The organism is Microbacterium sp. AB (assembly GCF_032878875.1).
GTDB classification, from domain to species: Bacteria; Actinomycetota; Actinomycetes; order Actinomycetales; family Microbacteriaceae; genus Microbacterium; species Microbacterium betulae.
Genome location: NZ_CP118157.1, coordinates 1,102,377 through 1,125,984, shown reverse-complemented (window position 1 = coordinate 1,125,984; position 23,608 = coordinate 1,102,377). Strand labels below are relative to the sequence as shown.

Annotated in this window: 22 protein-coding genes, 1 tRNA gene and 2 pseudogenes; 9 read left to right on the top strand and 16 right to left on the bottom strand. The window is 68.5% G+C overall.

Translation table 11 applies throughout. From position 1 onward, the window contains the following. Positions 1-86: 86 nt before the first annotated feature. From N8K70_RS05405 to N8K70_RS05375, 7 genes and pseudogenes are all read right to left on the bottom strand, one after another. Positions 87-1,285: pseudogene (locus tag N8K70_RS05405) on the bottom strand (IS3 family transposase). A gap of 81 nt (positions 1,286-1,366) precedes the next feature. Next, positions 1,367-2,209, bottom strand: a complete 843-nt coding sequence (locus tag N8K70_RS05400; RefSeq protein ID WP_317140581.1) for an ABC transporter ATP-binding protein — start codon at positions 2,207-2,209, stop codon at positions 1,367-1,369. Beyond that, positions 2,206-3,276 (bottom strand): FecCD family ABC transporter permease, encoded by a 1,071-nt coding sequence (locus N8K70_RS05395; RefSeq protein ID WP_317140580.1) that lies wholly within the window; start codon positions 3,274-3,276, stop codon positions 2,206-2,208. Before N8K70_RS05395 ends, N8K70_RS05400 begins: the two co-directional genes overlap by 4 nt. Next, entirely contained in the window at positions 3,273-4,340 is a 1,068-nt protein-coding gene (locus N8K70_RS05390; RefSeq protein ID WP_317140579.1) for a FecCD family ABC transporter permease, read from the bottom strand. Before N8K70_RS05390 ends, N8K70_RS05395 begins: the two co-directional genes overlap by 4 nt. After that, positions 4,337-5,263, bottom strand: a complete 927-nt coding sequence (locus N8K70_RS05385) for a siderophore-interacting protein (RefSeq protein WP_317140578.1) — start codon at positions 5,261-5,263, stop codon at positions 4,337-4,339. Before N8K70_RS05385 ends, N8K70_RS05390 begins: the two co-directional genes overlap by 4 nt. Next, complete coding sequence (locus N8K70_RS05380; RefSeq protein WP_317140577.1) at positions 5,260-6,306, bottom strand: ABC transporter substrate-binding protein; 1,047 nt, start codon at positions 6,304-6,306, stop codon at positions 5,260-5,262. The genes N8K70_RS05385 and N8K70_RS05380 overlap by 4 nt, the downstream gene beginning before the upstream one ends. A gap of 145 nt (positions 6,307-6,451) precedes the next feature. Continuing rightward, positions 6,452-7,285 carry a helix-turn-helix domain-containing protein gene (locus tag N8K70_RS05375; RefSeq protein ID WP_317140576.1) on the bottom strand — a complete coding sequence of 278 codons (834 nt, stop codon included), beginning with the start codon at positions 7,283-7,285 and terminating at the stop codon, positions 6,452-6,454. A 131-nt stretch (positions 7,286-7,416) separates the two neighbouring features. On the opposite strand from N8K70_RS05375, the gene N8K70_RS05370 reads away from it, so the two are divergent. From N8K70_RS05370 to N8K70_RS05345, 6 genes and pseudogenes are all read left to right on the top strand, one after another. After that, on the top strand, positions 7,417-9,093 hold the full coding sequence (locus tag N8K70_RS05370; RefSeq protein ID WP_317140575.1) for an ABC transporter ATP-binding protein: 1,677 nt from the start codon (positions 7,417-7,419) through the stop codon (positions 9,091-9,093). Then, positions 9,090-10,985: an ABC transporter ATP-binding protein gene (locus tag N8K70_RS05365; RefSeq protein WP_317140574.1), complete on the top strand. Its 1,896-nt coding sequence runs from the start codon at positions 9,090-9,092 to the stop codon at positions 10,983-10,985. Before N8K70_RS05370 ends, N8K70_RS05365 begins: the two co-directional genes overlap by 4 nt. Before the next feature lie 130 nt (positions 10,986-11,115). After that, a pseudogene (locus N8K70_RS05360) lies at positions 11,116-12,262 on the top strand (IS256 family transposase); the annotation flags it as partial. Between the two features lie 60 nt (positions 12,263-12,322). Further along, a complete protein-coding gene (locus N8K70_RS05355; protein ID WP_317138159.1) occupies positions 12,323-12,640 on the top strand; it encodes a transposase in 318 nt (105 codons plus the stop codon). A gap of 17 nt (positions 12,641-12,657) precedes the next feature. After that, positions 12,658-13,587 carry an integrase core domain-containing protein gene (locus N8K70_RS05350; protein WP_317138160.1) on the top strand — a complete coding sequence of 310 codons (930 nt, stop codon included), beginning with the start codon at positions 12,658-12,660 and terminating at the stop codon, positions 13,585-13,587. Positions 13,588-13,754: 167 nt separating this feature from the next. Then, positions 13,755-13,889 (top strand): hypothetical protein, encoded by a 135-nt coding sequence (locus tag N8K70_RS05345; protein ID WP_317140573.1) that lies wholly within the window; start codon positions 13,755-13,757, stop codon positions 13,887-13,889. Between the two features lie 16 nt (positions 13,890-13,905). Here N8K70_RS05345 and N8K70_RS05340 read toward each other — a convergent pair whose 3' ends face one another. Beyond that, positions 13,906-15,111: an NAD(P)-binding domain-containing protein gene (locus tag N8K70_RS05340; protein ID WP_317140572.1), complete on the bottom strand. Its 1,206-nt coding sequence runs from the start codon at positions 15,109-15,111 to the stop codon at positions 13,906-13,908. A 156-nt stretch (positions 15,112-15,267) separates the two neighbouring features. Further along, positions 15,268-15,573: an antibiotic biosynthesis monooxygenase family protein gene (locus N8K70_RS05335; RefSeq protein ID WP_317140571.1), complete on the bottom strand. Its 306-nt coding sequence runs from the start codon at positions 15,571-15,573 to the stop codon at positions 15,268-15,270. A 327-nt stretch (positions 15,574-15,900) separates the two neighbouring features. Between N8K70_RS05335 and N8K70_RS05330 the strand changes: the two genes are divergently transcribed. After that, the gene (locus tag N8K70_RS05330) at positions 15,901-16,407 is read left to right on the top strand and encodes a sigma factor (protein WP_317140570.1); all 507 of its coding nucleotides are present in this window, start codon (positions 15,901-15,903) and stop codon (positions 16,405-16,407) included. On the opposite strand, the gene N8K70_RS05325 is transcribed toward N8K70_RS05330, so the two are convergent. The 3 genes from N8K70_RS05325 to N8K70_RS05315 all read right to left on the bottom strand — a co-directional run bounded on the left by N8K70_RS05325 (position 16,364) and on the right by N8K70_RS05315 (position 18,630). Then, positions 16,364-17,200, bottom strand: a complete 837-nt coding sequence (locus tag N8K70_RS05325) for an SDR family oxidoreductase (protein WP_317140569.1) — start codon at positions 17,198-17,200, stop codon at positions 16,364-16,366. The genes N8K70_RS05330 and N8K70_RS05325 overlap by 44 nt on opposite strands. Positions 17,201-17,579: 379 nt before the next feature. Beyond that, complete coding sequence (locus N8K70_RS05320) at positions 17,580-18,161, bottom strand: isochorismatase family protein (RefSeq protein WP_317140568.1); 582 nt, start codon at positions 18,159-18,161, stop codon at positions 17,580-17,582. Positions 18,162-18,192: 31 nt separating this feature from the next. Further along, positions 18,193-18,630, bottom strand: a complete 438-nt coding sequence (locus tag N8K70_RS05315) for a MarR family winged helix-turn-helix transcriptional regulator (RefSeq protein ID WP_317140567.1) — start codon at positions 18,628-18,630, stop codon at positions 18,193-18,195. Positions 18,631-18,673: 43 nt separating this feature from the next. Here N8K70_RS05315 and N8K70_RS05310 point away from each other — a divergent pair, with 43 nt between their 5' ends. Next, the gene (locus tag N8K70_RS05310) at positions 18,674-18,880 is read left to right on the top strand and encodes a hypothetical protein (RefSeq protein WP_317140566.1); all 207 of its coding nucleotides are present in this window, start codon (positions 18,674-18,676) and stop codon (positions 18,878-18,880) included. A 126-nt stretch (positions 18,881-19,006) separates the two neighbouring features. Beyond that, positions 19,007-20,173 carry a PAS domain-containing sensor histidine kinase gene (locus N8K70_RS05305; protein WP_317140565.1) on the top strand — a complete coding sequence of 389 codons (1,167 nt, stop codon included), beginning with the start codon at positions 19,007-19,009 and terminating at the stop codon, positions 20,171-20,173. A gap of 44 nt (positions 20,174-20,217) precedes the next feature. Here the strand turns inward: N8K70_RS05305 and N8K70_RS05300 are convergent, their stop codons facing one another. The 4 genes from N8K70_RS05300 to N8K70_RS05285 all read right to left on the bottom strand — a co-directional run bounded on the left by N8K70_RS05300 (position 20,218) and on the right by N8K70_RS05285 (position 23,583). Then, entirely contained in the window at positions 20,218-20,616 is a 399-nt protein-coding gene (locus N8K70_RS05300) for a hypothetical protein (protein ID WP_317140564.1), read from the bottom strand. Positions 20,617-20,670: 54 nt separating this feature from the next. After that, positions 20,671-20,746: transfer RNA gene (locus N8K70_RS05295), tRNA-Thr, on the bottom strand. Between the two features lie 105 nt (positions 20,747-20,851). Beyond that, the gene (locus tag N8K70_RS05290; protein ID WP_317140563.1) at positions 20,852-22,429 is read right to left on the bottom strand and encodes an alpha/beta hydrolase; all 1,578 of its coding nucleotides are present in this window, start codon (positions 22,427-22,429) and stop codon (positions 20,852-20,854) included. Further along, positions 22,426-23,583 (bottom strand): DNA polymerase III subunit delta', encoded by a 1,158-nt coding sequence (locus N8K70_RS05285; protein WP_317140562.1) that lies wholly within the window; start codon positions 23,581-23,583, stop codon positions 22,426-22,428. The genes N8K70_RS05290 and N8K70_RS05285 overlap by 4 nt, the downstream gene beginning before the upstream one ends. Positions 23,584-23,608 lie beyond the last annotated feature (25 nt).

Genomic DNA, 23,608 nt, shown 5'->3' with positions numbered 1-23,608 from the left:
TGGATCGTGGACAGGCCGGGGGCCTTCGCGGGTCGTTTCGGCGTGGGCACGGTGGGGAATGCTGATGGTTTGGTTGACTCGTTTCCTTATGCCGCCAGGTCGGCGGTGGTGTTCATGATTGCTTCGTATTCGATGGGGGTCAACTTCCCGAGTTGGCGTTGACGGCGGCGTCGGTGGTAGCGGGCTTCGATCCAGTGCACGATCGCGAGGCGCAGTTCGTCGCGGGTGGCCCAGTGCTGCTGGTTGAGGACGTTCTTCTGCAGCAGGCTGAACCAGTTCTCCATCGCGGCATTGTCGGCACAGGCCCCGACACGGCCCATCGAACCTCGCAGATGATGTCGACGCAGTGCTCGCCGGAAGCGTCGGCTACGAAACTGACTGCCCCTGTCCGAGTGCACGATCACTCCGGTCGGGTTTTCGCGCCGGTTGATCGCGTCCTCGAGCGCGTTCACGGCCAGCCAGGCCTTCATCCTCGAGTCGATGGAATACCCGACGATCCGGTTGCTGAACACGTCTTTGACCGCGCAGAGATACAGCTTCCCCTCGGCAGTTCGGTGTTCAGTGATGTCCGTGAGCCAGAGCTGGTTCGGAGACTGGGCAGTGAAGTCCCGTCTCACGTGATCGTCGTGGACGGCCGGACCCGGCCGACGGTGTTTGCGTTTGCCCTTGCGTCGATGCGCGGCCGAGAACATGCCCTCTTGCGAACACACCCGCCACACTCGCCGCTCCGACACCTGCCACCCGTCATCGACGAGCTCGTCGCAGATGAGCCGATACCCCTGGCACCGGTCCTCGTCCCACACATCCCGGGCCGCGTTGATCAAATGCGCCTCGTCCCAATCGCGGTCACTGACGGGCTTCGCGAGCCATTGGTAGTACGCCTGCTTGGAGAAGCCGAGGACCCTGCACGCCCCCGCGACCGACACCCGGGAAGGAGCGTCGGTCGCGGCCAGTTCACGGACGAGCGGGAACACTATTTTGGGCTAGCAGACCCGATCTTCAGGTTCGCCTGCGACAGATACGCCGCCGCCCGCCGGAGCACCTCGTTCTCCATCTCCAACTCGCGGATCCGTTTCAGCATCTTCGCCTGCTCACGCTGCATGTCCACGTTCCCGGTTGGGGCGGGCTCGATCCCGCGATCCCGCAGCTGCGCGCCGCGGACCCATGCCTGCAGCGCGGATTTCGAGATCCCCAGATCCGCACACACTTGCTTCTGCGACATCCCCTGGGTCACCACGAGCGCGACCGCGTCCCGCTTGAACTCATCCGAATATTTGACCGGCATGACTGCCATCCTTTCCCGCCCAAGCCCGCAAGCTCAAGCAGTCCTGGAGTCAACCAAATCATCAGCATTCCCAACAGGCACCTACCTGAGCACGGCTTTCGGGATGACCATCGGCGCTCCCGTCTCGGGATCGGGCACGATGCGGCACGGCAGCTCGTAGACCTCGTCGATCAGCTCGGCGGTGATGATCTCGGAGGGCGGGCCGGCGGTGACGATGTCACCGTCTTTCATCACGATCAGGTGGGAGGCGTAGCGGGCGGCCTGGTTCAGGTCGTGCAGCACGACCACGATCGTGCGTTCCAGCTCGCGTCGCAGGGTCTCGAACAGCTCCAGTAACCCGTACTGATGGGTGATGTCGAGGAACGTCGTGGGTTCATCCAGCAACAGCGTCGGGGTCTGCTGGGCCAGGACCATCGCCACCCAGACCCGCTGCCGCTGCCCGCCCGACAACTCATCGACCGGGCGCCCAGACAAGTCACTGATCCCTGTCGCGGCCATCGCTTCCACCACGATCTGCTCATCGGTCTTCGACCAGCGATCGAACATCCCCTGGTGGGGGTAACGGCCTCGGGCGACGAGATCGGCGACTCGGATACCCTCGGGCGACAGCGACGACTGCGGCAGAAGGCCAAGGCGGGTAGCGAGCTTCTTGGTCGGGATGCTGGAGATGTCCTGCCCGTCGAGCAGGATGCTGCCCACGGCGTGCGGCAGGATGCGAGCGACCGCGCGCAGCAGGGTCGACTTGCCGCAGGCGTTCGGGCCGATGATCGCCGTGTAACCACCAGCAGGGATGGTCAGGCTGACGTCCTCGCAGATGACGCGACGGTCGTAGCCGACACGCACACCCGCGACCTCGATCGCGTTCTGAGTGATCCTGTCCTGGGCGTCGACAGCAGCGGACGTGCGGGGGGCAGTGGTGGTCATGTTCTCCTCCGGTACTCGGCGGCCAGCAGCCAGGACAGGTAGCCACCACCGACGATGACGGTCAGCACACCCACCGGGAATCCGACCCGTTGGGCGATCACATCTGATGCCAGCAGCACGAACGCCCCCACCAACGCTGAGGGCACGAGTGCGAGTCCAGTGCCTCCGACGAGGCGTCGGGCGATCTGCGGGGCCGCGAGGGCGATGAACGAGATAGGACCGGCGGCAGCGGTCACCAGTGCGGTCAGTGACACAGCAGCAACGACCGCGACTGCTCGCACTCGGTTGGCGCGTACTCCGAGTGCGCGGGCGGCGTCGTCACCGAGTTCGAGCTGACGCACGCCCGGCGCAACGGTGGTCACGAGTACGAGCAGCACGGCAAGCATCGTGACCATCGGCCAAAGCTGCTCGTGGCCGAGCCCGTTGAGCGAGCCCGCGGCCCAGACGGCCGCGAGCAGGGCCGAGTCCACGTCGGTGGAGATCATCAGTGCGGAGTTGAGTGAGTTGAGCAGCGCGCCGACACCGATGCCCATGATGATCAGCCGGAAGCTTCCCACCGTGCCGCGGCGGATCGCCAGCAGATACACCACGGTGGCGGTGACCGCGCCGCCGATGAGTGCGCCAGCAGCGACATCGAGGTAGCGGCTGGAACCGATCCACAGCATCACGACAATCGCACCTGTGTAGGAACCTGCAGAGAAGCCGATGATGTCAGGGGAGCCCAACGGATTGCGGGTCAGAGACTGGAAGATGGCACCGGAGAGGGCGAGGGCGATGCCGCAGGCGATCGCGAACAGCACCCGCGGGAGCCGCCACTCGAACACCAGCAAGCGCGCCCGCGGATCGGCATCGAGGTAGATGAGTGCTTCGAGCACTTCACCCGGTGACAGCTCGTAGGTGCCCATGCCGAGCGAGACGATCCCGAGCGCCAGCGTCGCGAGCGCCAGAATCAGCCCGACGATGATGCCTCGAACGCCGAGAAGGTCAGAAACGCGGCCGGCGCGCGCCCTGACCGCTAGGTAGCCGTGATCAATAGCCGCCGGGGACGAACGCTGGATGGTGCTCACAGCTCGCTCACCGACTTACGGCGAGCGAGCAGGATCAGCACCGGCGCCCCGACGATCGCGGTGACGAGTCCGACACGAAGCTCCCCGCTGGGCAGGATGATCCGGCCAACGATGTCGGCGCTCAGCAGCAGGATGGGAGCCACGATGACGGTGAACGCGATGATCCACCGCTGATCCGGTCCGACGAACCAGCGCACCACGTGGGGCACCATCAGGCCCACGAACCCGATCGGACCTGCTAGAGCGGTCGCGGTGCCGGCCAGGAGCGTGACGGCCACGATCACCGCGATACGGATATGACCGATTCTCACCCCGAGCGAGGTCGCCAGCTCATCGCCGAGGGCCAGGGCGTTGAGGGGGCGGGCAACGAGAACGGCGATCAGGACACCGAGAGCGATGAGCGGTGCGAACATGAGCGCGACGCTGAGGTCGCGTCCGCCGATGGAGCCGACGCCCCAGAACCGCATCCGGTCGAGCGTCCCGATGTCGGAGAGCACGATCGCGCTGGTCAAGCCGCCGAGGACGGCGCTGAGCGCGACACCGGCGAGGGTGAGCTTCGCCGGTGTCGCGCGTGATCCGCCGATGGACCCGAGGAGGTAGACCAGGACGGTAACGCCTCCGGCACCGAGGAGCGCGAACCACACGTAACCCAGTGGCGCGGTGACGCCGAGCACTCCGACAGCCAAAGTGACGGCAAAGGCCGCTCCGGCATTGACGCCGAGGATGCCAGGGTCGGCCAGCGGGTTGCGTGTGAAGGCCTGGATGAGCGCGCCGCACAACCCGAGCGCCGGGGCGACGATCAGGCCGATAACCGTGCGAGGAACGCGCAACTCATGGATCGCCAAGTGCTCACTGTTGGCAACGTCATAGGACAACAGCGCGTCCCAGATCGTCGACGGTGCGATCGCGCGAGACCCTACCGCGATACTCAGCGCCGCGACCGCGACCAGAACAACCACAGCGACGGCGAGCGTCCACAGACGCACAGCGTTCGTGCGCGCGAGCCCCCGGCTCTCCTTCTCGGCCTCGTCTGCGGCCGCAGCGAGAGTCACCGTGGTCGTCACAAGCCGGCTGCCTCGTAGAGCTTCTGAACCTCATCAAGGACCTCATCGCCGTTACGATCGCTCGCGTGCAGCGCCTGGATACGAGCGCGGACGTTTTCGCCGAGCGCGTCGTAGCGGGCGCGCCATTCCTCCGCCTTGTCGGTCCAGTACCCGCGCCACGTGTACGACTCGTTGGAACGCCCAAGCTCCTGACGCAAATACGTGCGGATGTGGCGGGTCGCCTTCGTCTCGGCGGCAACCCACACGAAGGTCTCCTCATCCACGCCCCGCCGTCGTAGCATCCTGGCCAGCTCGCTGGGAGCACGACCGTTACCTGTGCCGCACAGCCAGGTGTACACAGCATCCGGCGCATCCGCGAACAACCGGTACTTCTCGCCGCGCACCTCCAACAGCAGATGCGTCTCCACATCCGCCGCTGTCAGCTCTGCTATCCGCAGAGCAGCCGGGAGTGCGGGCTCGTCCGCGATCAGCAGTTGCCGGCGCATATGTTCAGGCCTGTTGTAGATCGCTTTCGGTGGATTGAGAGCGACCTGCTGGCCCGGTCGAGCTTGCATCGCCCAGGCTGCAGCGACGCCCCCCTCGTGCTCCACAAAATCGATGTCAACCTCGCCCGGTCGGTGGCCGCGGATCGTATAGATGCGCGCCGGGGAAGGCTCTGCTCCGGGAGGATAGTCCCATCCACGATCAGTGAGGAACGGCGAAGGCGCCTCATAATCAGGGTGCTCGGGAAAGAACAACCGCACGAACTCATCCCCGATCCCGGTCGTGGGATAGTCGTCCATGTCCGCACCGCCGAGAACCACACGGATCATGCCGGGTCCGATTCGATGCACCGCCACCACCTCAGCGCGATGGATGCGCGGCGCGTACTCCTCGGGAAGATGAGGATACGCCTGTCTCGCACTCGTCAGGGGCATCGTCATCCCTCCGCGTTCTCAATGACCTCAGCGACAGCGTCCGCAAGCTGGGAAGCGCCCCATTCGATCGAGAGTGGCGTGGAGAAGGACATCGCCTGCGTCAACTGACGATCGGTGATCGCGAAGTAGTTTCCTGTGGCGAACGGCTCCCACGCGCCGAGAAGAGCATTGTCGAGGGTGAGGTCCAACGACTCCTCCCGATAGATGAACCCGATCCACAGATCCGCGTCCACCGTGTCGAGTTCTTCCAGGCTCACCTCGCCGGTGTATCCGCTCTCATTCTCCGCAAGCTCATCCGCTATTGACGCGTTCTCCAGTCCGAGCTGAGCCGCGTATTCGGTAAGGCGCGAAGCCGAGGTGTAGACGAGCATGCTCGTGTCGCCGTCCAGCAGACCTCGGCTCATGACAAATGTGTGGCCTTCGAGCTCAGGATGCGCGTCACGAACATCAGCGACGACAGCTTCAGTGGTTGCTACGATCTCCTCCGCCGCGGCCAGCTCGCCGACAGCCGCGCCGGTGTCGAGCATCTGCTCGCGCCATCCGTCTCGCCCGGAATCCACTGCGGGCGCCATGATCGTCGGTGCGATTTCGCTCAACCGCTCGTACACCGTCTCGTCATAGATCACCTCTGTCGCGAAGATGAGATCTGGCGCATAGGAAAGAACTTCCTCGTAGTCGATCTCGGCGGCGTTGAACGGGAATGTTGGGGGTATCTCGGCACCCAGTTCCTCGATTGCCTCGCGGGTCCAGGGGTTGTATCCGTCCTCATCTCCGGCCCAGGTGTCGGGCATTGTCACATCGGGAAGGACGCCCAGCGAGATGAGGTTGTCCGCCGACAGGGCGCTAAGGGCCACGATGGTTTCGGGCTTCTCGGTGATGATCGTCTCACCGAACTTGTGATCAATGGTCACGGGAAATACATCGGACGAGTTGCCGGAGTTACCAGTCGAATTGTCCTCGGCGTTGTTACTGGCACCGGTGCAACCGGTAGTGACGAGCGCGAGCGCTAGGACGGCGGCGGCGAGGAGCCGACGGCGGATGAGGGGCATATGCGGGCTTTCTGTAGGCTTGGATCCTGGTGAGGTAAGGCTCACCTATCCACTGTAGGGCGCTCTGCGCACTATAGGCTGCCAACCGTTTTCGTCAAACAGACAGGGGCCCGGTCGCGTCACAAGATGGCCGCAGCGGGTTCGCTCAGTTATCGACGGGGTGGAACTCGTGGGGAGGGCGGCCGAGTACGCGGTGGAAGGCAGTGCTGAAGGCGGCGATGGTCGAGTAGCCGACCCTGCGGGCGACCGTGCCGACGGGCATTCCCTCGCCGAGGTGTTCGATGGCTTGGGCCATGCGGGCGCAGGTGCGCCATTGGCTGAAGGTCATGCCGGTGGTGGAGCGGAATGCTCGGGCTAGAGTGCGGCTGCTGGTGGAGTGTTGCTGTGCCCACTCGTCAATGGATCGGTCGTCGGTCGGGTCGGCGAGGAGCCGACGGCAGATATCGGCGATCCGGGGGTCGTGTGGGATGGGAAGGTCGATCATGGGGCCTGGCTCGTCGGAGATGAGGTCCAGACAGACGTGTTGCGCCCGGACGCGCTGCTCTTTCGTGATTCCGGCGTACGCGATGTGAGTCAGAAGCTCGCGTAGCGCGGGGATCATGGTCATCGCTCTTACAGTGGCGCTTGTCTTCCCGGTCCAAGCGTTCGGCGTGATGTGCAGCGCCGCGAGGGTGGTGTCGTCTCGTGAGGCGCGGTGCGGGATGCCGGCGGGTACCCAGAGGCCGTGTCCGAGAGTGATACTGCGGCGTATGCCGTCAACTTCGAGGGTGGCGGAGCCACGCTCGGGCCAGAAGACCACATGCTCAGGGTGGGCATGAACTTGCGGTGAGCAGGCATTCTCCTCGTCGTGGTACTCGTAGCGCAGGAAGCGGGTGCGCAGGAGGTATCCGTCGGGCACAGCACCGCCGGTCAGCGGTGGAGCAGAGCTGTCGACCTGGGCGACCACCTCGTCAAGAGAGCTGCGGGACGCCTCAGTCATCGCAGGCCTCCTCTCGGCGGATCGTTCACGTCTCCTGGCTAAGCCTAGCCTTGACGCCTGTGTGCGGCTTGTCCGATCAGCGAAAGCAGTAGGCGACCCTGAACGTGCTCCGTCTCATAGCGTTGAGGATCATGACCTCCTCCTTCGCCGAACCTGTCGATACGACCGTGGGTTCGATGCTGCGCATCGCGCTGCTGCGTGCCCGACGGGGGTGGCGGCTGGCGGCGGCCACCCTGGGCCTGATGCTGCATCAGGCCGGTGAGGCGGCGGTGCCGGTGTTGATCGGGGTGGTGATCGATCAGGCGGTGGTGCGTCGAGACCCGATGGCTCTGGTTGTGTGGTTGGGGGTGCTGGCTGCCGTGTTCGTGGTGCTGTCGGTGAGCTACCAGCGAGCGATGCTCGGGATGGTGCGGGTGTACGGGCATGGGGAGCATGATCTGCGTCAGCTCGCCGCAGGCCGGGTGCTGCATCCGCGTGGCCGATCCGCCCACCGGGGTGTGGGCGAGGTGCTGTCGGTGACGACGAGCGACACCTTCCGTGTGGCGGGGGTGGCGTGGAGCATCTCCGAGCAGGCCGCGACGATGGCCGCACTGTTGGCGGCGAGCATCGCACTGGTGGTGATCTCGGTGCCACTGGGTCTCGGGGTGCTGGTCGGAGCGGTCCTGGTGCTGTGGGGGATGCAGGCGCTGGCGCGGCCGCTGGAGAAGCTGGGGATGATCGAGCAGTCCTCGGTCGCCGGCGCGAGTCAGGTGGCGACGGACACGATGGCGGGGTTGCGGATCGTACGAGGCCTGGGCGCGGAGGACGAGGTGGTGCGCCGGTACCGGATCGCGTCGGCTGCGTCATTGCGCGGGGCCGTGGCCACGGCGAGGAAGCTCATCACCTACGACACGGTCAGCCGTGCCGTCTCCGTCGTGTATCTGGGCGCGTTGGCGTTCGTGGCGGCGTGGATGGCCACTCGGGGCGAGATCACCGTGGGGCAGCTGGTCACGGTGGTGGCGCTGGCGCAGTTCTTGCAGGGCTCGCTCGCGCACATCGGGACGTTCGGGGCGAACTGGGCGCACAAGCGCGCTTCGGCCCGTCGTCTGCACGCCCTGGTCGCCGACCCGTTTGCCCTGCCCGCCGGCGAGCAGTCCGTGCACGGCGGCGGCCCGGCCCTGCTGACCTGGGTCACCGACGGTGGCGTGGTCGAGGCGAGACCTGGGCAGCTCATCGGTATCCGGGTCGAGGACGCCTCGACCGCTCGCGCCGTGGCCGCCCGCCTCGGCCTGCGAACACCGCCCACCCCCGGGGAGCTGTTCGTGCACGGGATCGACGTGCGGGATGCTGGACCCGAAGAGTACCGGGCCGTGGTGACCGCGCCGCCGCACGATGCGGCGGTGTTCACCGGCACGCTGCGAGAGAACGTCACCGGACAGGGTGCCGCGGCTACCCGGTGGGATGAACACGTGGTGCGGGCGGTGGCCTTGGATGACGTGATCGAGCACCTCGGCTCGGCGGATGCCCACATCGGTGAGAGCGGGCGCAGGCTCTCGGGTGGACAGCGTCAGCGGGTGCTGCTCGCACGGGCTCTGCACACCCCGGGCGAGGTGATCGTGCTGGACGAGCCGACCACCGCGCTGGACCCGCTCACCGAGCAGCACGTCGCCCACGGTTTGCGCGGCCTGGGCCGGACGATCATCGTCATCACCTCCAGCCCGCTGCTGCTGGATGCGTGCCACCAGGTCGTCGACCTCAGAACTGCACCACAACACGACACCGGGTCGCGCGAGGTCGCACCCGAGTACGTGACGGAGGCGCCACGATGAGCGCCACCAACGCCACAGACACCACGGACACGAGGCCCACGGGAAAGAGCAACACCGATGTTGGGACAGCAAGCGGTGATGCCGCCGACCAGGCTCGCCCCGGTGTTCCGGAGGATCGGAGGCTGCCAGTGGCCGATGCCCGGCAGAGCTGGCGGCACGCGGCCGGGCTGCTGCGGGCACGACGGTGGGCGCTGGGGGCGACCACGGCATTGCTGCTGGCGGGGTCGGCGGCGGCGCTGCTGATTCCGCCGGCGCTGGGTTGGATCGTCGATGCGGTCATCGATGGCGCCACCCTGGGCCGCCTCGCCGTGTACGCCGGTGTGGTGGTCGCTGCCGGGATCGTGTCAGCGCTGCTGCTGCGCACCGGCGGCCGAATGCTGGTCTCGACGCTGCAAGGTGCGCTCGCGGAGCTGCGCGAGGAGGTGTTCTCCGCTGCCGTGCGGCTCGATCAGGACGCCGTCGAGGACGCCGGCAGCTCCGATGTCGTCTCCCGTGTCACCGGAGATGTCGAGGCGATCACCGGGGCGGTCTCCGAGGTGCTGCCGCGGTTCGTGCAGGCCGGGTTCACGATCGTGCTCACCCTCGTCGGGCTGACTCTGCTCGATCCCTGGTTGGCCTTGGCGGCGTTGGCCGCGGTCCCCGTGCAGGTGTTTTCGACGGTGAGGTTCCTGCGCCGTTCGCGTCTGTTGTACCGGCGGTTGCGGCGTGAGGAGTCCGACCGCGGGCAGGCGATCATCGAGACCGTCCGCGGTGCCGACACCGTCATCGCCCACCGCGCCCAGCAGCACCATCTGGAACAGATCGCCGAGCGGAGCCTGACCGCGGTCGAGACCGCACGAGAAGCCACCCGAGCCCGCAACCGATTCAACGCCGGACTCAACACCGCGGAGTTCCTGGGGCTCGCCGCGATCCTTGCGGTCGGATACTGGCAGGCCACCACCGCCGGGCTCTCGGTCGGGGCGGTGACGGCGGCGGCGTTGTTCTTCCACCGCCTGTTCGGCCCCATCGGCGCGCTGCTGTCCAGCATCGACGACCTCCAAAGGGCTGCCGCGGGCCTCGGGCGCCTCGTGGGAGTGCTGCAGGCGCATCCGGCCCTCGTCCCGCGCCGCCAGATCGGCGACGCCTCGGTCAGCATCCGCTCTCTGTCCTACCGGTACGCCCCCGACACCCCCGACGCGCTCACGCACATCGACCTCGACATCCCCGAAGGAACCACCACCGTCCTCGTCGGCATCTCCGGGTCGGGGAAGTCCACCCTCGCCCAGCTCGTGGCCGGGGTGTTCGCGCCCACGACAGGCGAGGTGCTCATCGGCGGGGTGCCGGCGACCGAGGCCGGCCGCGACGGGCGACGCGCGGTGCTGCTGGTCACCCAGGACACCCACCTGTTCACCGGCACCCTGGCCGACAACCTCCGCCTGGCCGACCCGGATGCATCGGACACCGCGCTGCGGGGCGCGCTGGACGCCGTCGCGGCCGGCTGGGTCCACGACCTGCCCGACGGGCTGGACACGGTGCTGGAGCACGACCTCGACGACGCCCGCATCCAGCAGCTCGCCCTCGCCCGTGTGCTGCTGGCCGATCCGCCCGTGGTCGTGCTGGACGAGGCCACCGCCCACGGCGGCGCCGACGGCACCCTGGATGCGGCCGTTGCCGCCGCGGTGCAGGGACGCACGGCGATCATCGTCGCCCACAGGTTCGCCCAGGCGGCCACCGCCAACCGGATCGTGGTCCTGCAACGCGGCCGCATCCTCGAACAGGGCACCCACACCGAACTCCTGGCTCGCCCCGGCAGCGTCTACGCCCGACTGCGCGCCGCCGCAGACCAGACCGAGCACGTGCATACCGGGAGCACGGACTCGCTCCCGGGAAGGCACGACCGCGGTGCCCGATGATCCGCCGCAACCGCGCCCTCGGCTCCATGTGAGCACCAGGGACTGTCAGAAAAACGGTGTGTGAGGGTCCGGCCTTATCCGTAAGGAGATGGCCGTGGTTGACACGACCGATGTCGTCGTTGACGACGAGATGATTGATCCCGTGACCGGGGAGATCATCGATCAGAAGGAACTCGCAGAACGCTTGCTCGCGCAGGCGAAGGAGCAGGGCGTGAGCCTGACCGGGCCGGGTGGGCTGCTCGGCCAGCTCACGAAGAACGTGCTCGAGACCGCGCTGGAAGCGGAACTGACCGAGCACCTCGGTCACGAGCACGACGGAACCCCGATCGCGGAGAACATCCGCAACGGGACCCGGGTCAAGACGGTGCTCACCGAGATCGGGCCGGTGAAGATCGAGGTTCCTCGGGACCGTGACGGATCGTTCGAGCCCGTCATCGTGCCGAAGCGGAAACGGCGCTTGGACGGGGTCGACCAGATCGTGCTGTCGCTGACGGCGCGGGGGTTGACGACCGGGGAGATCGCCGCGCACTTCGACGAGGTCTACGGCGCGAAAGTCTCCAAAGACACGATCAGCCGGATCACGGAGAAGGTCACCGGGGAGCTCGCGGAATGGTCGTCTCGTCCGTTGGATCCGCTCTATCCGGTGATCTTCGTCGACGCGATCGTTGTGAAGGTCCGGGACGGGCAGGTGCGCAACACCCCGTTCTATGTCGTCATGGGCGTGACCGTGAACGGTGAGCGGGACATCCTGGGCATCTGGTCCGGCGATGGTGCGGAAGGAGCGAGGTTCTGGCTGCAGGTGTTCACCGAGCTGAAGAACCGTGGCGTCGAAGACGTGTTCATCGCTGTCTGCGACGGGCTCAAGGGTCTCCCGGAGGCGATCAACACGACGTGGGAGCAGACGGTGGTGCAGCAGTGCATCGTGCACCTGATCCGCAACTCGTTCCGTTACGCGGGTCGGCAGCATCGGGATGCGATCGTGAGAGTCTCTCAAGCCGGTCTATACGGCCCCGTCCGAGCAGGCGGCGAAGGACAGGTTCGAGGAGTTCGCGGCCGAGTGGGGTGAGAAATATCCGGCGATCGTGCAGCTCTGGCGCACCTCCTGGGCGGAGTTCGTGCCGTTCCTCGAGTACGACGTCGAGATCCGGCGGGTGATCTGCACAACCAACGCGATCGAGTCGATCAACGCCCGCTACCGAAGAGCGGTTCGCGCGCGTGGGCACTTCCCGAACGAGCAAGCCGCGATCAAGTGCTTGTACTTGGTGACGCGGTCGCTTTGTCGCGCGTCAGACTTGTTGGCAGGACTGTTGGTTGAGTTCTGAAGGAGCAGTTCTGACATGGGAAGACCACCTGTGATCCCGGTGGAGCAGAAGACGAGGATCGTGCTGAGCGTCCTCGCTGGCGAGGTCACGATCGCCGAGGCCGCGAGGCGTGAGAAGGTGTCCGAGCAGTCGATCGGCCGCTGGAAGTCTGACTTCCTCGAGGCGGGGAAGACGGGCCTGGCGGCGGGCAGGTCCGGTCCGTCGACGCGGGAGCAGCAGCTCGAAGCCGAGGTCGCGGAGCTGACCCAGGCGCTCGGGGAAGCGCATCTCGAAGTCCGCGTCTGGAAGAAGTCCGCCGAGGGCCGCTTGGGCCCTTCGAGGACCTCGAGGTGATCCGCGTCGAGGCGGGCATGCCGACTTCGAGGTGGTGCGAGAGGTTCGGCGTGCCCGAGCGGACCTGGCGGCGCTGGCAGGCCAAAGCGCGGCAGGACCGCCCGCCGAAGGGCCCGTGGCCGCAGCCCGCGCGGGACGCCGCCCGGCCGCTGGTGACGAAGCATGCGCTGGCGAAGCCGGAGTGGGGGCACCGGAAGATCTGGGCGATGACCCGTCACGACGGGCACCGGGTCTCGCAGGCGACCGTGCTGCGGCTCCTCCGCGACGACGGGCTGATCCTCCCGTCGGAGTACCAGAAGCAGCGCCGCGACCTCGCCCGGGCGCGCAAGGACGCGTTCGCGAGGACCCCGACGGGCCCGAACCAGGTGTGGCAGCTGGACTTCAGCGAGTTCGAGACCACCAGCGGCGGCACCTGGCGGCTGGCCGGATGCCGAGACTGGTATTCGAAGTACGAGCACCGGTTTCACACGTCGCCGACGGCGAATCAGTACGACGCGATCGCCGCCGTCGAACTCGCCCTCGAAGACTACGAGGCGATGTTCGGGCATCCGCTCATCGATGCCTGCGAGGTCGACCCCGACACCGGCGAGGTGACACCCGCGGTGACGATCGTGACGGACAACGGCGGCCCGTTCCGGTCGCTGAACTTCGAGCTGTTCATCACCCGCCACCCCGAGCTCACGCACGTCCGCACCCGAGTGAAGTCGCCGGGGCAGAACGGGTCACGCGAACGCGGGTTCGGGACGCTGAAGTATGAGCGGCTGTTCCTCGACGAGATCCCCGACGCCCTCACTCTCGTCGAGCGCGCCGAGGACTACCGGATCGAGTACAACACGATCCGCCCTCACGAGGCGATCGCCTGGAACCGGCCAGCCGAGGTCCACCTCGGCCACGCCGACCCCACCATCCCCAACTTCGAAAGAGAAGAAACCCTGCCAACTACTTGACGCGGGACAGCTTGACCCCACCGGCGGCGGGAGGGCACGTTGGGTGATGAGGTGGAAGCCCGCGCTCAACGCGTTCGCGATCACCTTCGCCGGACGGTTCGAGAAAACCACCCACTCATGAAAACCGCCGGACCCCACACACCATTCATCGGACAGACCCGGCCACGGTGATCGCTCGCGCCGAAGAGCTCGAGAAGGGCGAATGGGGCGCGGGCGCCGCCGCGGAGGCCGCCGCCCGCACGGTCACCGCGACCATGGTCGGCAGCGTCGTCGTCACGGCGGCCATCCTCCCCCGCGGCTGATCGCACCGCGACGTGTTCAGGGGGCGGCGGAGGCAGAGGTCGCGAAGACGGAGGCAGAGGTCGCGAAGACGGAGGCGGAAGGTGCGTCGAGCTCCCTCGCGATGGCGATGACGGCGGCACGGCCGGCGCGGTTGGCGCCGATGGTCGACTGGGAGGGGCCGAAGCCGATGAGGTGGAGGCGCGGCTCCCTGACCGCTCGCGTGCCCGAGACGGGGACGCCGCCGAGCTCGCCGCGCAGCTCAAGCGGTTCCAGGTGCGCGATCGCCGGCCGGAATCCGGTGGCCCACAGGATCACGTCGACCGGGGTGAAGCTTCCATCGGCCTCGCGGAGCCCTTCGGCCTCGATGGCGGTGAACATCGGGCGGTGCGCGAGCACACCGCGCGCCTTCGCCTTCAGCGCATACGACGTCCAGGCGAGCCCCGTGTACGAGACGACGCTGCGTCCGGGACGCCCAGCCTCCGCGTCCGCGGTGACCTTGGCGATGACGGCGCGGCCGGTGGTCTCCGGCATGAACTCGTCCTCGAGGAACACCGGGTCGCGGCGGGTGTACCAGAGGGTGGTGGCGTCGCGGGAGATCTCCTCGAGCAGTTGCAACGCGGAGATGCCGCCGCCGACGATGGCCACCCGCAGCCCCGCGAACTCGGCGGCGTCGCGGTAGTCGCGCGTATGCAGCTGCCGGCCGCGGAACAGTTCCTGGCCCGGGTAGTGCGGCGAGAGGGGGTTGTCCCAGGTGCCGGTGGCGTTGATGACGTGGCGTGCGACCCAGGTGCCGCGGTCGCTCTCGACGAGCAGCGGACCGTGCGGGTCCGCATCGGCACGGCGCACGGCCGTCACGCGTACGGGCCGGTGGACGGGGAGGGCGAAGTCGCGCTCGTACCCCGCGAAAGAGCGCGACACCGCCGTTCGGCTCGCCTCGGCGGGGTCGACCGGCGGCTGCGTCTGCCCGGGCAGGTCGAAGATGCCGTTCACGGTCGCCATCGTGAGCGTCTTCCATCGGTGCTGCCATGCCCCGCCGGGAGCAGAGTTCGCGTCGAGCACGACGAAGGTCCCGGGCATCGACGCCGGCTGCTCCGGCGCATCCGCGGCCGGAGAGACTCCCGCGGGCGTCCCGGCTCCTCGCACGCCTGTGAAGCCGCGGCGCTGCAGATGATACGCCGCCGACAGTCCCGCCTGCCCCGCGCCGATCACGACCACCGTCACCGTACGCAGCGCTTCGCCCATGCCGGACGAAACCTCGCGCCCCGTCCCGCTATTCCGCCCGTCCACGGATGACCGCGGGCTCATGACGGATGCCCGGTCGACCGGCCCAGCGACGCGAGTGAGCCCACGTGCCGGGCCGGTGGCCCCTGGGTGCCGCTTGCCGGCTCCGTCACGGCCTCATGATGCCGTGAACTCCGAGACGATCGCATAGATGCCAGGTCCCGGAGAGGCGATCGCGGCGGTGCGCGTGGCGTATTCGGCGGCGACCGGGTCGGCCTGGGTCGCTCTGACATCGTCCGCGCTGGCCCAGCGGGCGATGTTGACGACGCGCCTCTTGTCGGCGCTGGCGAGGATCGTCACCGAGATGAAGCCAGGGCGCGTGGAGATGACCCTCTCGGTGCCCTCGTTCAAGATGTCGATCACCTCCTGCTGCCTCGGCGGGTCGACGTCGATGACGTTGATGAACGTGACGGGATCGGACATGGCCGCTCTCCTTCTCTGACGGTTCTGCTCTTCATGTCAGCCGAGGCGGATCGCGGCGACGGCATCCGCCCTGCGGCGGGACAGGCGGGACGCCCGTCCAGAGAGGGAGACGTGAGAGCCCCTCGAAGTGTGATCGGCTTCGCGGGATCCCCGGCACGTCGCCCCGCGTCTTCCTCCCGGGCCTCACGCTTTCGCCGGCTGTCTCGTCTCATGGACGGGCATGTGATGCGATGAAGGCGGACAGCGGGATCTCCGACGAGGGAAGGAGGAGCGGTGGCGGACGACACGGCACGAACGCAGGAGGAACGGTCCGCGACAGGCGGCGCGATGCGTGATCGCGGTGTGCTGCTCGGGCTCTCATACCGGCTGCTGGGATCCCTGGTGGACGCCGAGGACGTGGTGCAGGAGACCTATCTCCGCTGGTACCGGTTGAGCGAAGACGAACGCAGCCGGATCTCCGCACCACGGGCATGGCTCATCACGACGGCGAGTCGGATCGGGCTCGATGTGCTCCGATCCGCGCGAGCACGCCGTGAGCACTATGTCGGCGAATGGCTGCCCGAGCCCATGCCTGCTCCCGGTCGGTGGGCCAGTCACCGGAACGAGCTCGGGCTGGTCGCCGGCGGATGCGGTCAGACGCTCGCCGTCATCGCCTTCGCCCACCTCGATGGCAGGGTCGCGCACGTCTGGGCGGTGCGCAACCCGGAGAAGCTCCACGCGTGGCGCCGAGCCCGACGGGCGAGGTTCGAGCAGACCGGAACGGCGCTCCGACAGCGAGCGTCCGCGGAGGCTATCCGAGGAACTCTCGAAGGGACATCGGCTTCGTCCCCGTGATCCACTCGACGGAGTCCGTGACGGCGGCGAGGTCGCCCCGCGCGATCGCCAGATAGGTGCCCACCCAGCCGGCGACGACGTGGTCGGGAGCGCCGAAGGACGCGCGTGAGGCGTACGCCTCCTCGATCGTCTCGTCATGGAAGCGCACGTCGGCGCCTCTCGCCTCGCCGATGGCGGAGGCGATCTCCGTCATCGTGAGCGCCTCGGGGCCGGTGACGTCGTAGGTGACGGATCGATGCCCCTCCGGCGCGATCAGCACCCCCGCCGCCGAGCGGGCCACGTCGGCGCGGGCGACGATCGACACCCTTCCCTCGCCGGCCGGCCCCCGGATCACGCCGTCCTCGCCGACGAAGTCCTCCATGATGTCGATGTAGAAGTTGTCGCGCAGGAAGGTCCACGAGAGCCCCGATGCCCTGATGTGCTCCTCGGTCGCGTGATGGTCGCGAGCGAAGGTGAACACCGCGTCCGGAGCCGCCGACATGAACGAGGTGTAGACGATGTGCCCCACCCCCGCCGAGGCCGCGGCGTCGATGAAGGCGACGTGCTTGGGCAGACGCTCGTGGTCGTTTCCGGAGACCATGAAGACCGTCTCGATGCCCTCGAGGGCTTCGATCGTCGCGATCGGGTCCGTGTAGTCGAAGCCTCTCGCCTCGCTGCCGGGCAGCTTCGGCGCCTTCGCCGGATCGCGGGCCAGGAGGCGCTGCGGCACGCCGTGCTCGGCGATGGCGCGCGCGACCATCCCTCCTACCGCTCCGGTCGCCCCGGTCACGGCGATGGTCGGTCTGATCGGCATGAGGTTCCTCCGATGCTCGGTGCGAGGGACTCGCCTCCCCGCGGCTGCTCGGCGTGCCGTCCCGCCCGCCGCCCGTCTGTTCACCTTGGGCCTCGGAGCGCGGTGAGCGCAAGCGCCTTCGGCGACGACCCGGTCAGCCAGCGGATCGGCGCACATGCGCCTCGATGCCGTCATACGTGGCAATCTGCGTGTCACGCGCGAAGGACGGCGACGATCGTGAGGACGTCGGCCGTCCCCGGTCGGCCATGTGCGCTGAACGAGACCCTCGATCAGCTGATCGCGTGGACGCGCGCGCTGGAGGGGGTACGCGCGTCCTGACGCGCGAGCCGATCGAGGCTCGAGCCTCCCGGAGCGGATGGCCCTCGCCGGGTCGGGCCCCTCAGGCGCCCGACGTCGCGAGCTCCGCGCCCGCGTGGGCGAGCTCCGCGAGCGCCGCCTCGGACGGCACGGCGGCGACCCCGGCGACGAGATCCGTGAGGATGCGCACGTGCTGGCCGTGTCCCACGGCGTCGAGAGCGGATGCCCGCACGCAGTGGTCGGTCGCGATGCCGACCACGTCGACCGAATCGATGCCGTGCTCCGCGAGCAGCTCGGCGACGGTGCCGCCGTCATCCGTCACGCCCTCGAAGAGAGAGTAGGCGGGCCTCCCCTGTCCCTTCTTCACGTGGTGCGTGACGGATGCCGTGTCGAACGCGGGATCGTATCCGGCGCCGGAGGTCTCCGCGACGCAGTGCACGGGCCAGGTGTCCACGAAGTCCGGCTCGCCCGCCGCGAAGTGCCCGCCGTTGTCGCCGTCCGCGTTGTGCCAGTCGCGCGACGCCACGACGAGCGCGTACTCCCCCGCATGAGCGGCGAGGTGCCGGGTGACGCCGGCCGCGACGGCGTGGCCGCCGGCCACTCCGAGCGCACCGCCCTCGGTGAAGTCGTTCTGCACGTCGACGATGAGAAGCGCCCTGCTCATGCTTCGAGCGTACGCCGCGTCACGCGGAACGTCAGCCCCCGAACGCCCCGGAGAACGGGGCGAGGGAGTCTCGGATGGCCGCGAGCCGATCGGCGTCGAGACCGACGCGCGCCATGATCTGCTCGGGGACGTCGAGCGCGCGCTCGCGCAGCGCGGCTCCCTCCTCGGTCAGGTCGATCGCGAGCCGCCTCTCGTCGTCGGATCGGCGCTCGCGGCGGACGAGCCCCTGTGCCTCCAGCCGCTTCACGAGCGGCGACGCCGTCGCCGGCTCCCACGCGAGCGCGGCGGCGAGGTCGCCGAGCGCCCGCGGCGACTCCTCCCACAGCGCGAGCATGACGAGGTACTGCGGATGGGTGAGACCGAGCGGCTCCAGCACCGGACGGTAGATCGAGACGACGTTGCGGGCAGCGGTGACGATCGCGAAGCAGAGCTGGTTGTCGAGGCGGAGCAGGTCGTCGCGGTTCGTCACCCGACGATCGTATCGCCCTCGAATCATTAGTACACTAATGAATATGACGGCATCAGGCGGGCGGAAGACATCGCTTCGCGCCCGGATCCGCGAGGCGGGTGGCTTCTACCAGTGGTTCAACACCACTCTCATCCGGCTCGCAGGACCTGCTCAGCTCGGAGAGGGCAGGGGCACGCCGTGCCATCGCTGCGGCGCCGACAAGGCAGACCACGTCCTCGTCGACGGGGAGCTGCACTGCCCCTCCGCGTGAGGGGGACGCGCGCACGCACTCCGGCGCCTCGTCGTCAACCCTCGGCGCGTGATGCCCGGGCACGGCATAATTGAGGCGACACGCCGTCCGACCCGAGGGCGCCGTGCGTCGAGAGACGGGATCCGGATGACCCTTGGCACCGACGCGAAGATCGCCGACGACACGAGCTCGCACGTGCTGCCCGACGGGTGGAGCGAGCAGGTGTCCTCGTTCGCGATCGTCGAGCTCGACGCCTCGGGACGCATCCGCTCCTGGAATCGCGGCGCGGAGATCATCAAGGGCTACACCGCCGAGGAGATCCTCGGACGCCACTTCTCGGTGTTCTACCGGCCCGAGGACATCGCCAGGCGGATCCCGGACCGACTCCTCTCGTCGGCCGCTCAGCGCGGATGGGCGGAGGACGTCGGATGGAGACTGCGCTCCGACGGAACCCTCTTCTGGGCCCATGTCACCGTCACTGCACTGCGTGAGGAGGACGGGAGCCCGGCGGGGTTCATCAAGATCGTGCGCGATCTCACGGCCATGAAGACGGCAATCGACGAGCGGGATGCGTGGCTGCGTTCGGTCGTGCATGATCTCCTCTCCCCCGCGACGGCTCTTCGAGGCTTCCTCGACCTGCTCGAGGACAGGCTGGGCGATCAGGACGATCTGCTGCAGAGCGCGTCGACGGCGAGCGACCACCTGGTCTCGATGATCGCGGACCTGAAGGCGGGCCTCAGCCGCCAGGTCGCTCACGCCGCCGAACGGCCTCCCGTCGCGGTCGACCTCGCATCCGTGGTCGAAGAGGCCGCGTCCATGGTCCTGCCGGGCGATCTGAACACGCGCCTGCGCCTGTCGCTCGAGAGACCCCTGCTGTTCCACGGAGACTCGGCCGCCATGCGCCGGGCGCTCGTGAACGTGATCGAGAACGCGGCCAAGTACTCCGACGGGACCATCCACGTCGAGCTGGCGCGATCGGAGTCGACGATCACCGTGCGGGTGAACGACGAAGGACGCGGCATCCACGCCGACGACCTGGCGACGATCTTCGACCTGGGGGAACGCGGACGACTCGCCGACCCGGCGGACGGCGGGAGCGGCATCGGCCTCGCGAGCGTCCGGCGCCTCATGGAGACCCTCGGGGGAACCGTCTCGATCGACAGCACGGCCGGAGGGGGCACGACGGTCGTGCTGGAGCTGCCCGCTCACGAAAGCCTCGGGAGCGCTCCGGCCGTCAGAGGCGCCTATCCCCTCTCGGAGGGGGACATCTTCTCCCTCACGGCAGGAGGCCCGTTCGGCACCGTGCGCCCGTGACGCACAGCTTCTCGGCGCCCGCCTCGTGAGCTCACGCGACGCCGTCAGCGCAGGGCTGCCAGCACGAGCTGCACGATGGTCGAGACGACTCCCAGCGACCCGAACGCGACGGCGCTCCAGCCCAGGAGGCGCGGAAGCGGAGAACGCTCGTGCAGGCGCGCGCTGCCGGGCCGCCCGGGTCTCGTGAAGAGGTCGAGCTCGTCCGCATCGTCGGCGGCCCGCCTGATCTCGGCTGTGAGGGGCGCCTCGCCGACGGCGTGACCGGCGCCGAACCAGCGCACGACCGGAGGGTCGGCGTCCTCGAGGAGGAAGCCGTGCACGGCGACCCACGTGCCGTCCGCCAGACGCGCGACGACGGCGGCGAGCCCGAACACGATCGCCCCGCCGAACCCGATCCACGAGAAGATCTCGGTGATCGCGCCGACCACGCGGCTCATGTCCATGGGACTCCGTCAGGTATCGCAGAAGGCGCGCCCCGCCGGAGCGCGCCTTCCCTCTGGAGCCACCTGTCGGAATCGAACCGACGACCTATTCATTACGAGTGAATCGCTCTGCCGACTGAGCTAAGGTGGCGATCTCGTACCGCGCGAGCGGCACGAGAATCAAGCATACCCGGTCGGACGGGGTGCCGCGAAACCGGCGTCGGCATCCGGGCGTTTCCTCGCGAGGCGCCTCGCGTCAGGAGCAGACGAGCCCGTCCTCGGGCACGATCTCGTCGGTGAAGAACGCCTCCACGGCCTCGTCGACGCACGTGCTCGCGCCGTTGTAGGCCGTGTGCCCCTCGCCCTCGTACGTCAGGAGGACGCCCGACGCGAGCTGATCCGCGAGCGCTTCGGCCCACTCGTACGGGGTGGCCGGGTCTCCCGTCGTCCCGATGACGAGGATGGGCGGAGCCCCCTCGGCGGCGATCTCCTCGCGGACGCCCGTGGGCTCGTACGGCCAGTACTCGCACACCGACGCGCCCGTCCAGTACGGTGCGATCGTGGGCGCCTCCTCGGCGATGCGCTGCTCGGTCTCCTCGATCGCCTGCTCGGACTCCGCCGGGTAGTCCATGCAGTTGTACGCGTTGAACGCCTCGGTCGAGTTGTCGACGTACTCGCCGCCCTCGCGTCCGTTGTAGGAGTCGGCCAGGAGGAACGCGATGGAGGAGTCACCCTCCAGCGCGCCGGCGAGCGCCTCCGTGAGATACGGCCAGTTCGCCTCGTTGTAGAGCGCCGCGATGACGCCCGTCATGAGGCTGTCCGCGCCGAGCAGACGGTCGTCCTGGCTCGACCGCAGCGGGTTGGCGTCGACCGCCGCGAGCAGCGCCGCGAGATCGCCCATGGCGTCGTCGACGGTGCCCGTGAACGGGCATCCTTCGCCCGTCCCGCCGTCGAGGCAGGCCTGCATGTACGTGCGCAGGGCGGCTTCGAAGCCGACGGCCTGCGTCACGCCCACGTCCTCGCCCGAGGTGGACGGATCGATCGCGCCGTCGAGCACGAGACGCCCCACGCGGCCGGGGAAGTTCTTCGCGTAGGTCGCGCCGAGGAACGTGCCGTACGAATAGCCCAGGTAGTCGAGCTCCGTCTCGCCGAGCACGCCGCGCAGCAGGTCGAGGTCGCGGGAGGACTGCTCCGTGGTGATGAACTCCAGGATGCCGTCGCTGTTCGCCTCGCACGCATCGGCGAAGCCCTCGGCCCGTGCCTCGAGCTCGGCCTCCCACTCCTCGGTGCCGCGCTCCGCCTCCGGGATGTCGTAGAGGAACGCGTCCATCTCCGCGGCGTCGAAGCACCGCACGGCGGTGGACTCGCCCACTCCCCGGGGGTCCCAGCCGACCACGTCGAAGGACTCCTGCAGCGCCTGGCCGACGGCGTAGTCGACGGAGTCCAGGATGAACGACACGCCGCTGCCGCCGGGGCCGCCGGGGTTGGTCAGCAGCGATCCCTGAGCCTGGCCCGACAGCGCCGGCTGGCGCACGACGGCGAGGTCGATCTCCCCCGCCTCCGGGTTCTCCCAGTCGAGCGGAGCCGTGACGGTGGTGCACTGGAACCCGTCGCCGCACGACCCCCATTCGAGCTGCTGGTCGTAGAACGGCAGCAGCTCCTCAGGCACCCCGTCGGTCGCGGGTTCGGCGCCCGTCGTCGGGGCCGCGCTCTCCGAGCCGGAGTCCTCCGCCGGGATCTGCGCGTACAGACATCCCGAGAGGGCGACGGAGACCGCCGCCGCGCCGGCGACGACCGCCGTGAGGCGTCGGAGGGTGCAGGATGCGATGGTCATGGCTTCCTTCCACTCACGACCGTGACGAGCAGGCTCTCGAGCGCGAGCGTGGGCTGCACGTTCTTCTCGAGGGCGTCGCGCGTCTCGGCGATGTGATCGAGCACGGTCAGGGTGCGCTGCGGCTTCCAGGCGGACGCGAGCGAGCGCAGGTCGTCGAGGAGCTCGAGGTTGATGAGCCCGTCCTCGCGTCCGAGCTGCAGCAGCACGACGTCGCGGTACAGCGACTGCAGGTCGGTGAGCACCCGGTCGATGCCGTCGCGCAGGCTCCGGGTCGCGCGCTTCTTCTGCTCGTCCTCCAGCGCGGAGATCTGCGAGCGCACGGCGGGCGGGATCCTCGCGCCGTCCGCGAACCCGATCGTCCGCAGGAGCGACGCGCGCTCGGCCTCGTCGCGCTCGGCAGTCAGCGCCTTGGCATCGTCGGTCGCGGCCTGCACGATGGAGCCGGCGACCTCGACGACGTCGCCGATGCCGCGCACACGCAGCACCGCGCGCAGGGTCTCGTCGCGGCGGGTGCGCGACGCCGCGTCGGTGGCGAGCCGCTGCGCCATCCCGATGTGCCGCTGGGCGTGACGCGCGGCCTGCTCGGCGACCGCCTCGTCGACGCCCGTCCGCGCGCGGATGAGGCTCGCGACATCCGCCACCTCCGGCTCGCGCAGCCGCAGCAGGCGCACGCGCGAGCGGATGGTCGGGAGCAGATCGGCGTCGCTCGGCGCGCACAGCACCCAGATCGTCTCGGGCGGCGGCTCCTCGAGCGCCTTCAGCAGGACATTCGACGTGCGCTCGGTCATCCGGTCGGCGTCCTCGACGACGATGACGCGATACCGGCCCGTCGACGGCGAGAAGTACGACCGCTCCACGAGCGAGCGCGCCTGCGCGATCGTGATGATGACGCCCTCGGTGCGCAGCGCCGAGAGGTCGGGATGGGTGCCGGCGAGCACCTGCCTCATCGCCTGGACGTCGTCGGGCCCGGATGAGATGAGCGCGGCCGCGAACGCGTATGCCAGCGTCGAGCGGCCGGAGCCGGGGGGGCCCGTGACGAGCCACGCGTGGGCGAGGGCTCCCGGATCGGATGCCGCGGAGCGCAGCGTGTCGACGGCCTCGTCCTGTCCCCACACGTCGCCCCACGGCAGCGCGGGAGCGGCCACCGAAGTCATACCGCCAGCCTAACCAGAGGCGCCG

Bases quoted from the DNA above. Each gene is read 5' to 3' on its own strand.
- N8K70_RS05400 (WP_317140581.1), bottom strand. From the start codon at position 2,209: ATGACCACCACTGCCCCCCGCACGTCCGCTGCTGTCGACGCCCAGGAC.
- N8K70_RS05385 (WP_317140578.1), bottom strand. From the start codon at position 5,263: ATGACGATGCCCCTGACGAGTGCGAGACAGGCGTATCCTCATCTTCCC.
- N8K70_RS05380 (WP_317140577.1), bottom strand. From the start codon at position 6,306: ATGCCCCTCATCCGCCGTCGGCTCCTCGCCGCCGCCGTCCTAGCGCTC.
- N8K70_RS05375 (WP_317140576.1), bottom strand. From the start codon at position 7,285: ATGACTGAGGCGTCCCGCAGCTCTCTTGACGAGGTGGTCGCCCAGGTC.
- N8K70_RS05370 (WP_317140575.1), top strand. From the start codon at position 7,417: ATGACCTCCTCCTTCGCCGAACCTGTCGATACGACCGTGGGTTCGATG.
- N8K70_RS05365 (WP_317140574.1), top strand. From the start codon at position 9,090: ATGAGCGCCACCAACGCCACAGACACCACGGACACGAGGCCCACGGGA.
- N8K70_RS05355 (WP_317138159.1), top strand. From the start codon at position 12,323: ATGGGAAGACCACCTGTGATCCCGGTGGAGCAGAAGACGAGGATCGTG.
- N8K70_RS05350 (WP_317138160.1), top strand. From the start codon at position 12,658: ATGCCGACTTCGAGGTGGTGCGAGAGGTTCGGCGTGCCCGAGCGGACC.
- N8K70_RS05340 (WP_317140572.1), bottom strand. From the start codon at position 15,111: ATGGGCGAAGCGCTGCGTACGGTGACGGTGGTCGTGATCGGCGCGGGG.
- N8K70_RS05335 (WP_317140571.1), bottom strand. From the start codon at position 15,573: ATGTCCGATCCCGTCACGTTCATCAACGTCATCGACGTCGACCCGCCG.
- N8K70_RS05330 (WP_317140570.1), top strand. From the start codon at position 15,901: ATGCGTGATCGCGGTGTGCTGCTCGGGCTCTCATACCGGCTGCTGGGA.
- N8K70_RS05325 (WP_317140569.1), bottom strand. From the start codon at position 17,200: ATGCCGATCAGACCGACCATCGCCGTGACCGGGGCGACCGGAGCGGTA.
- N8K70_RS05320 (WP_317140568.1), bottom strand. From the start codon at position 18,161: ATGAGCAGGGCGCTTCTCATCGTCGACGTGCAGAACGACTTCACCGAG.
- N8K70_RS05310 (WP_317140566.1), top strand. From the start codon at position 18,674: ATGACGGCATCAGGCGGGCGGAAGACATCGCTTCGCGCCCGGATCCGC.
- N8K70_RS05305 (WP_317140565.1), top strand. From the start codon at position 19,007: ATGACCCTTGGCACCGACGCGAAGATCGCCGACGACACGAGCTCGCAC.
- N8K70_RS05300 (WP_317140564.1), bottom strand. From the start codon at position 20,616: ATGGACATGAGCCGCGTGGTCGGCGCGATCACCGAGATCTTCTCGTGG.
- N8K70_RS05290 (WP_317140563.1), bottom strand. From the start codon at position 22,429: ATGACCATCGCATCCTGCACCCTCCGACGCCTCACGGCGGTCGTCGCC.
- N8K70_RS05285 (WP_317140562.1), bottom strand. From the start codon at position 23,583: ATGACTTCGGTGGCCGCTCCCGCGCTGCCGTGGGGCGACGTGTGGGGA.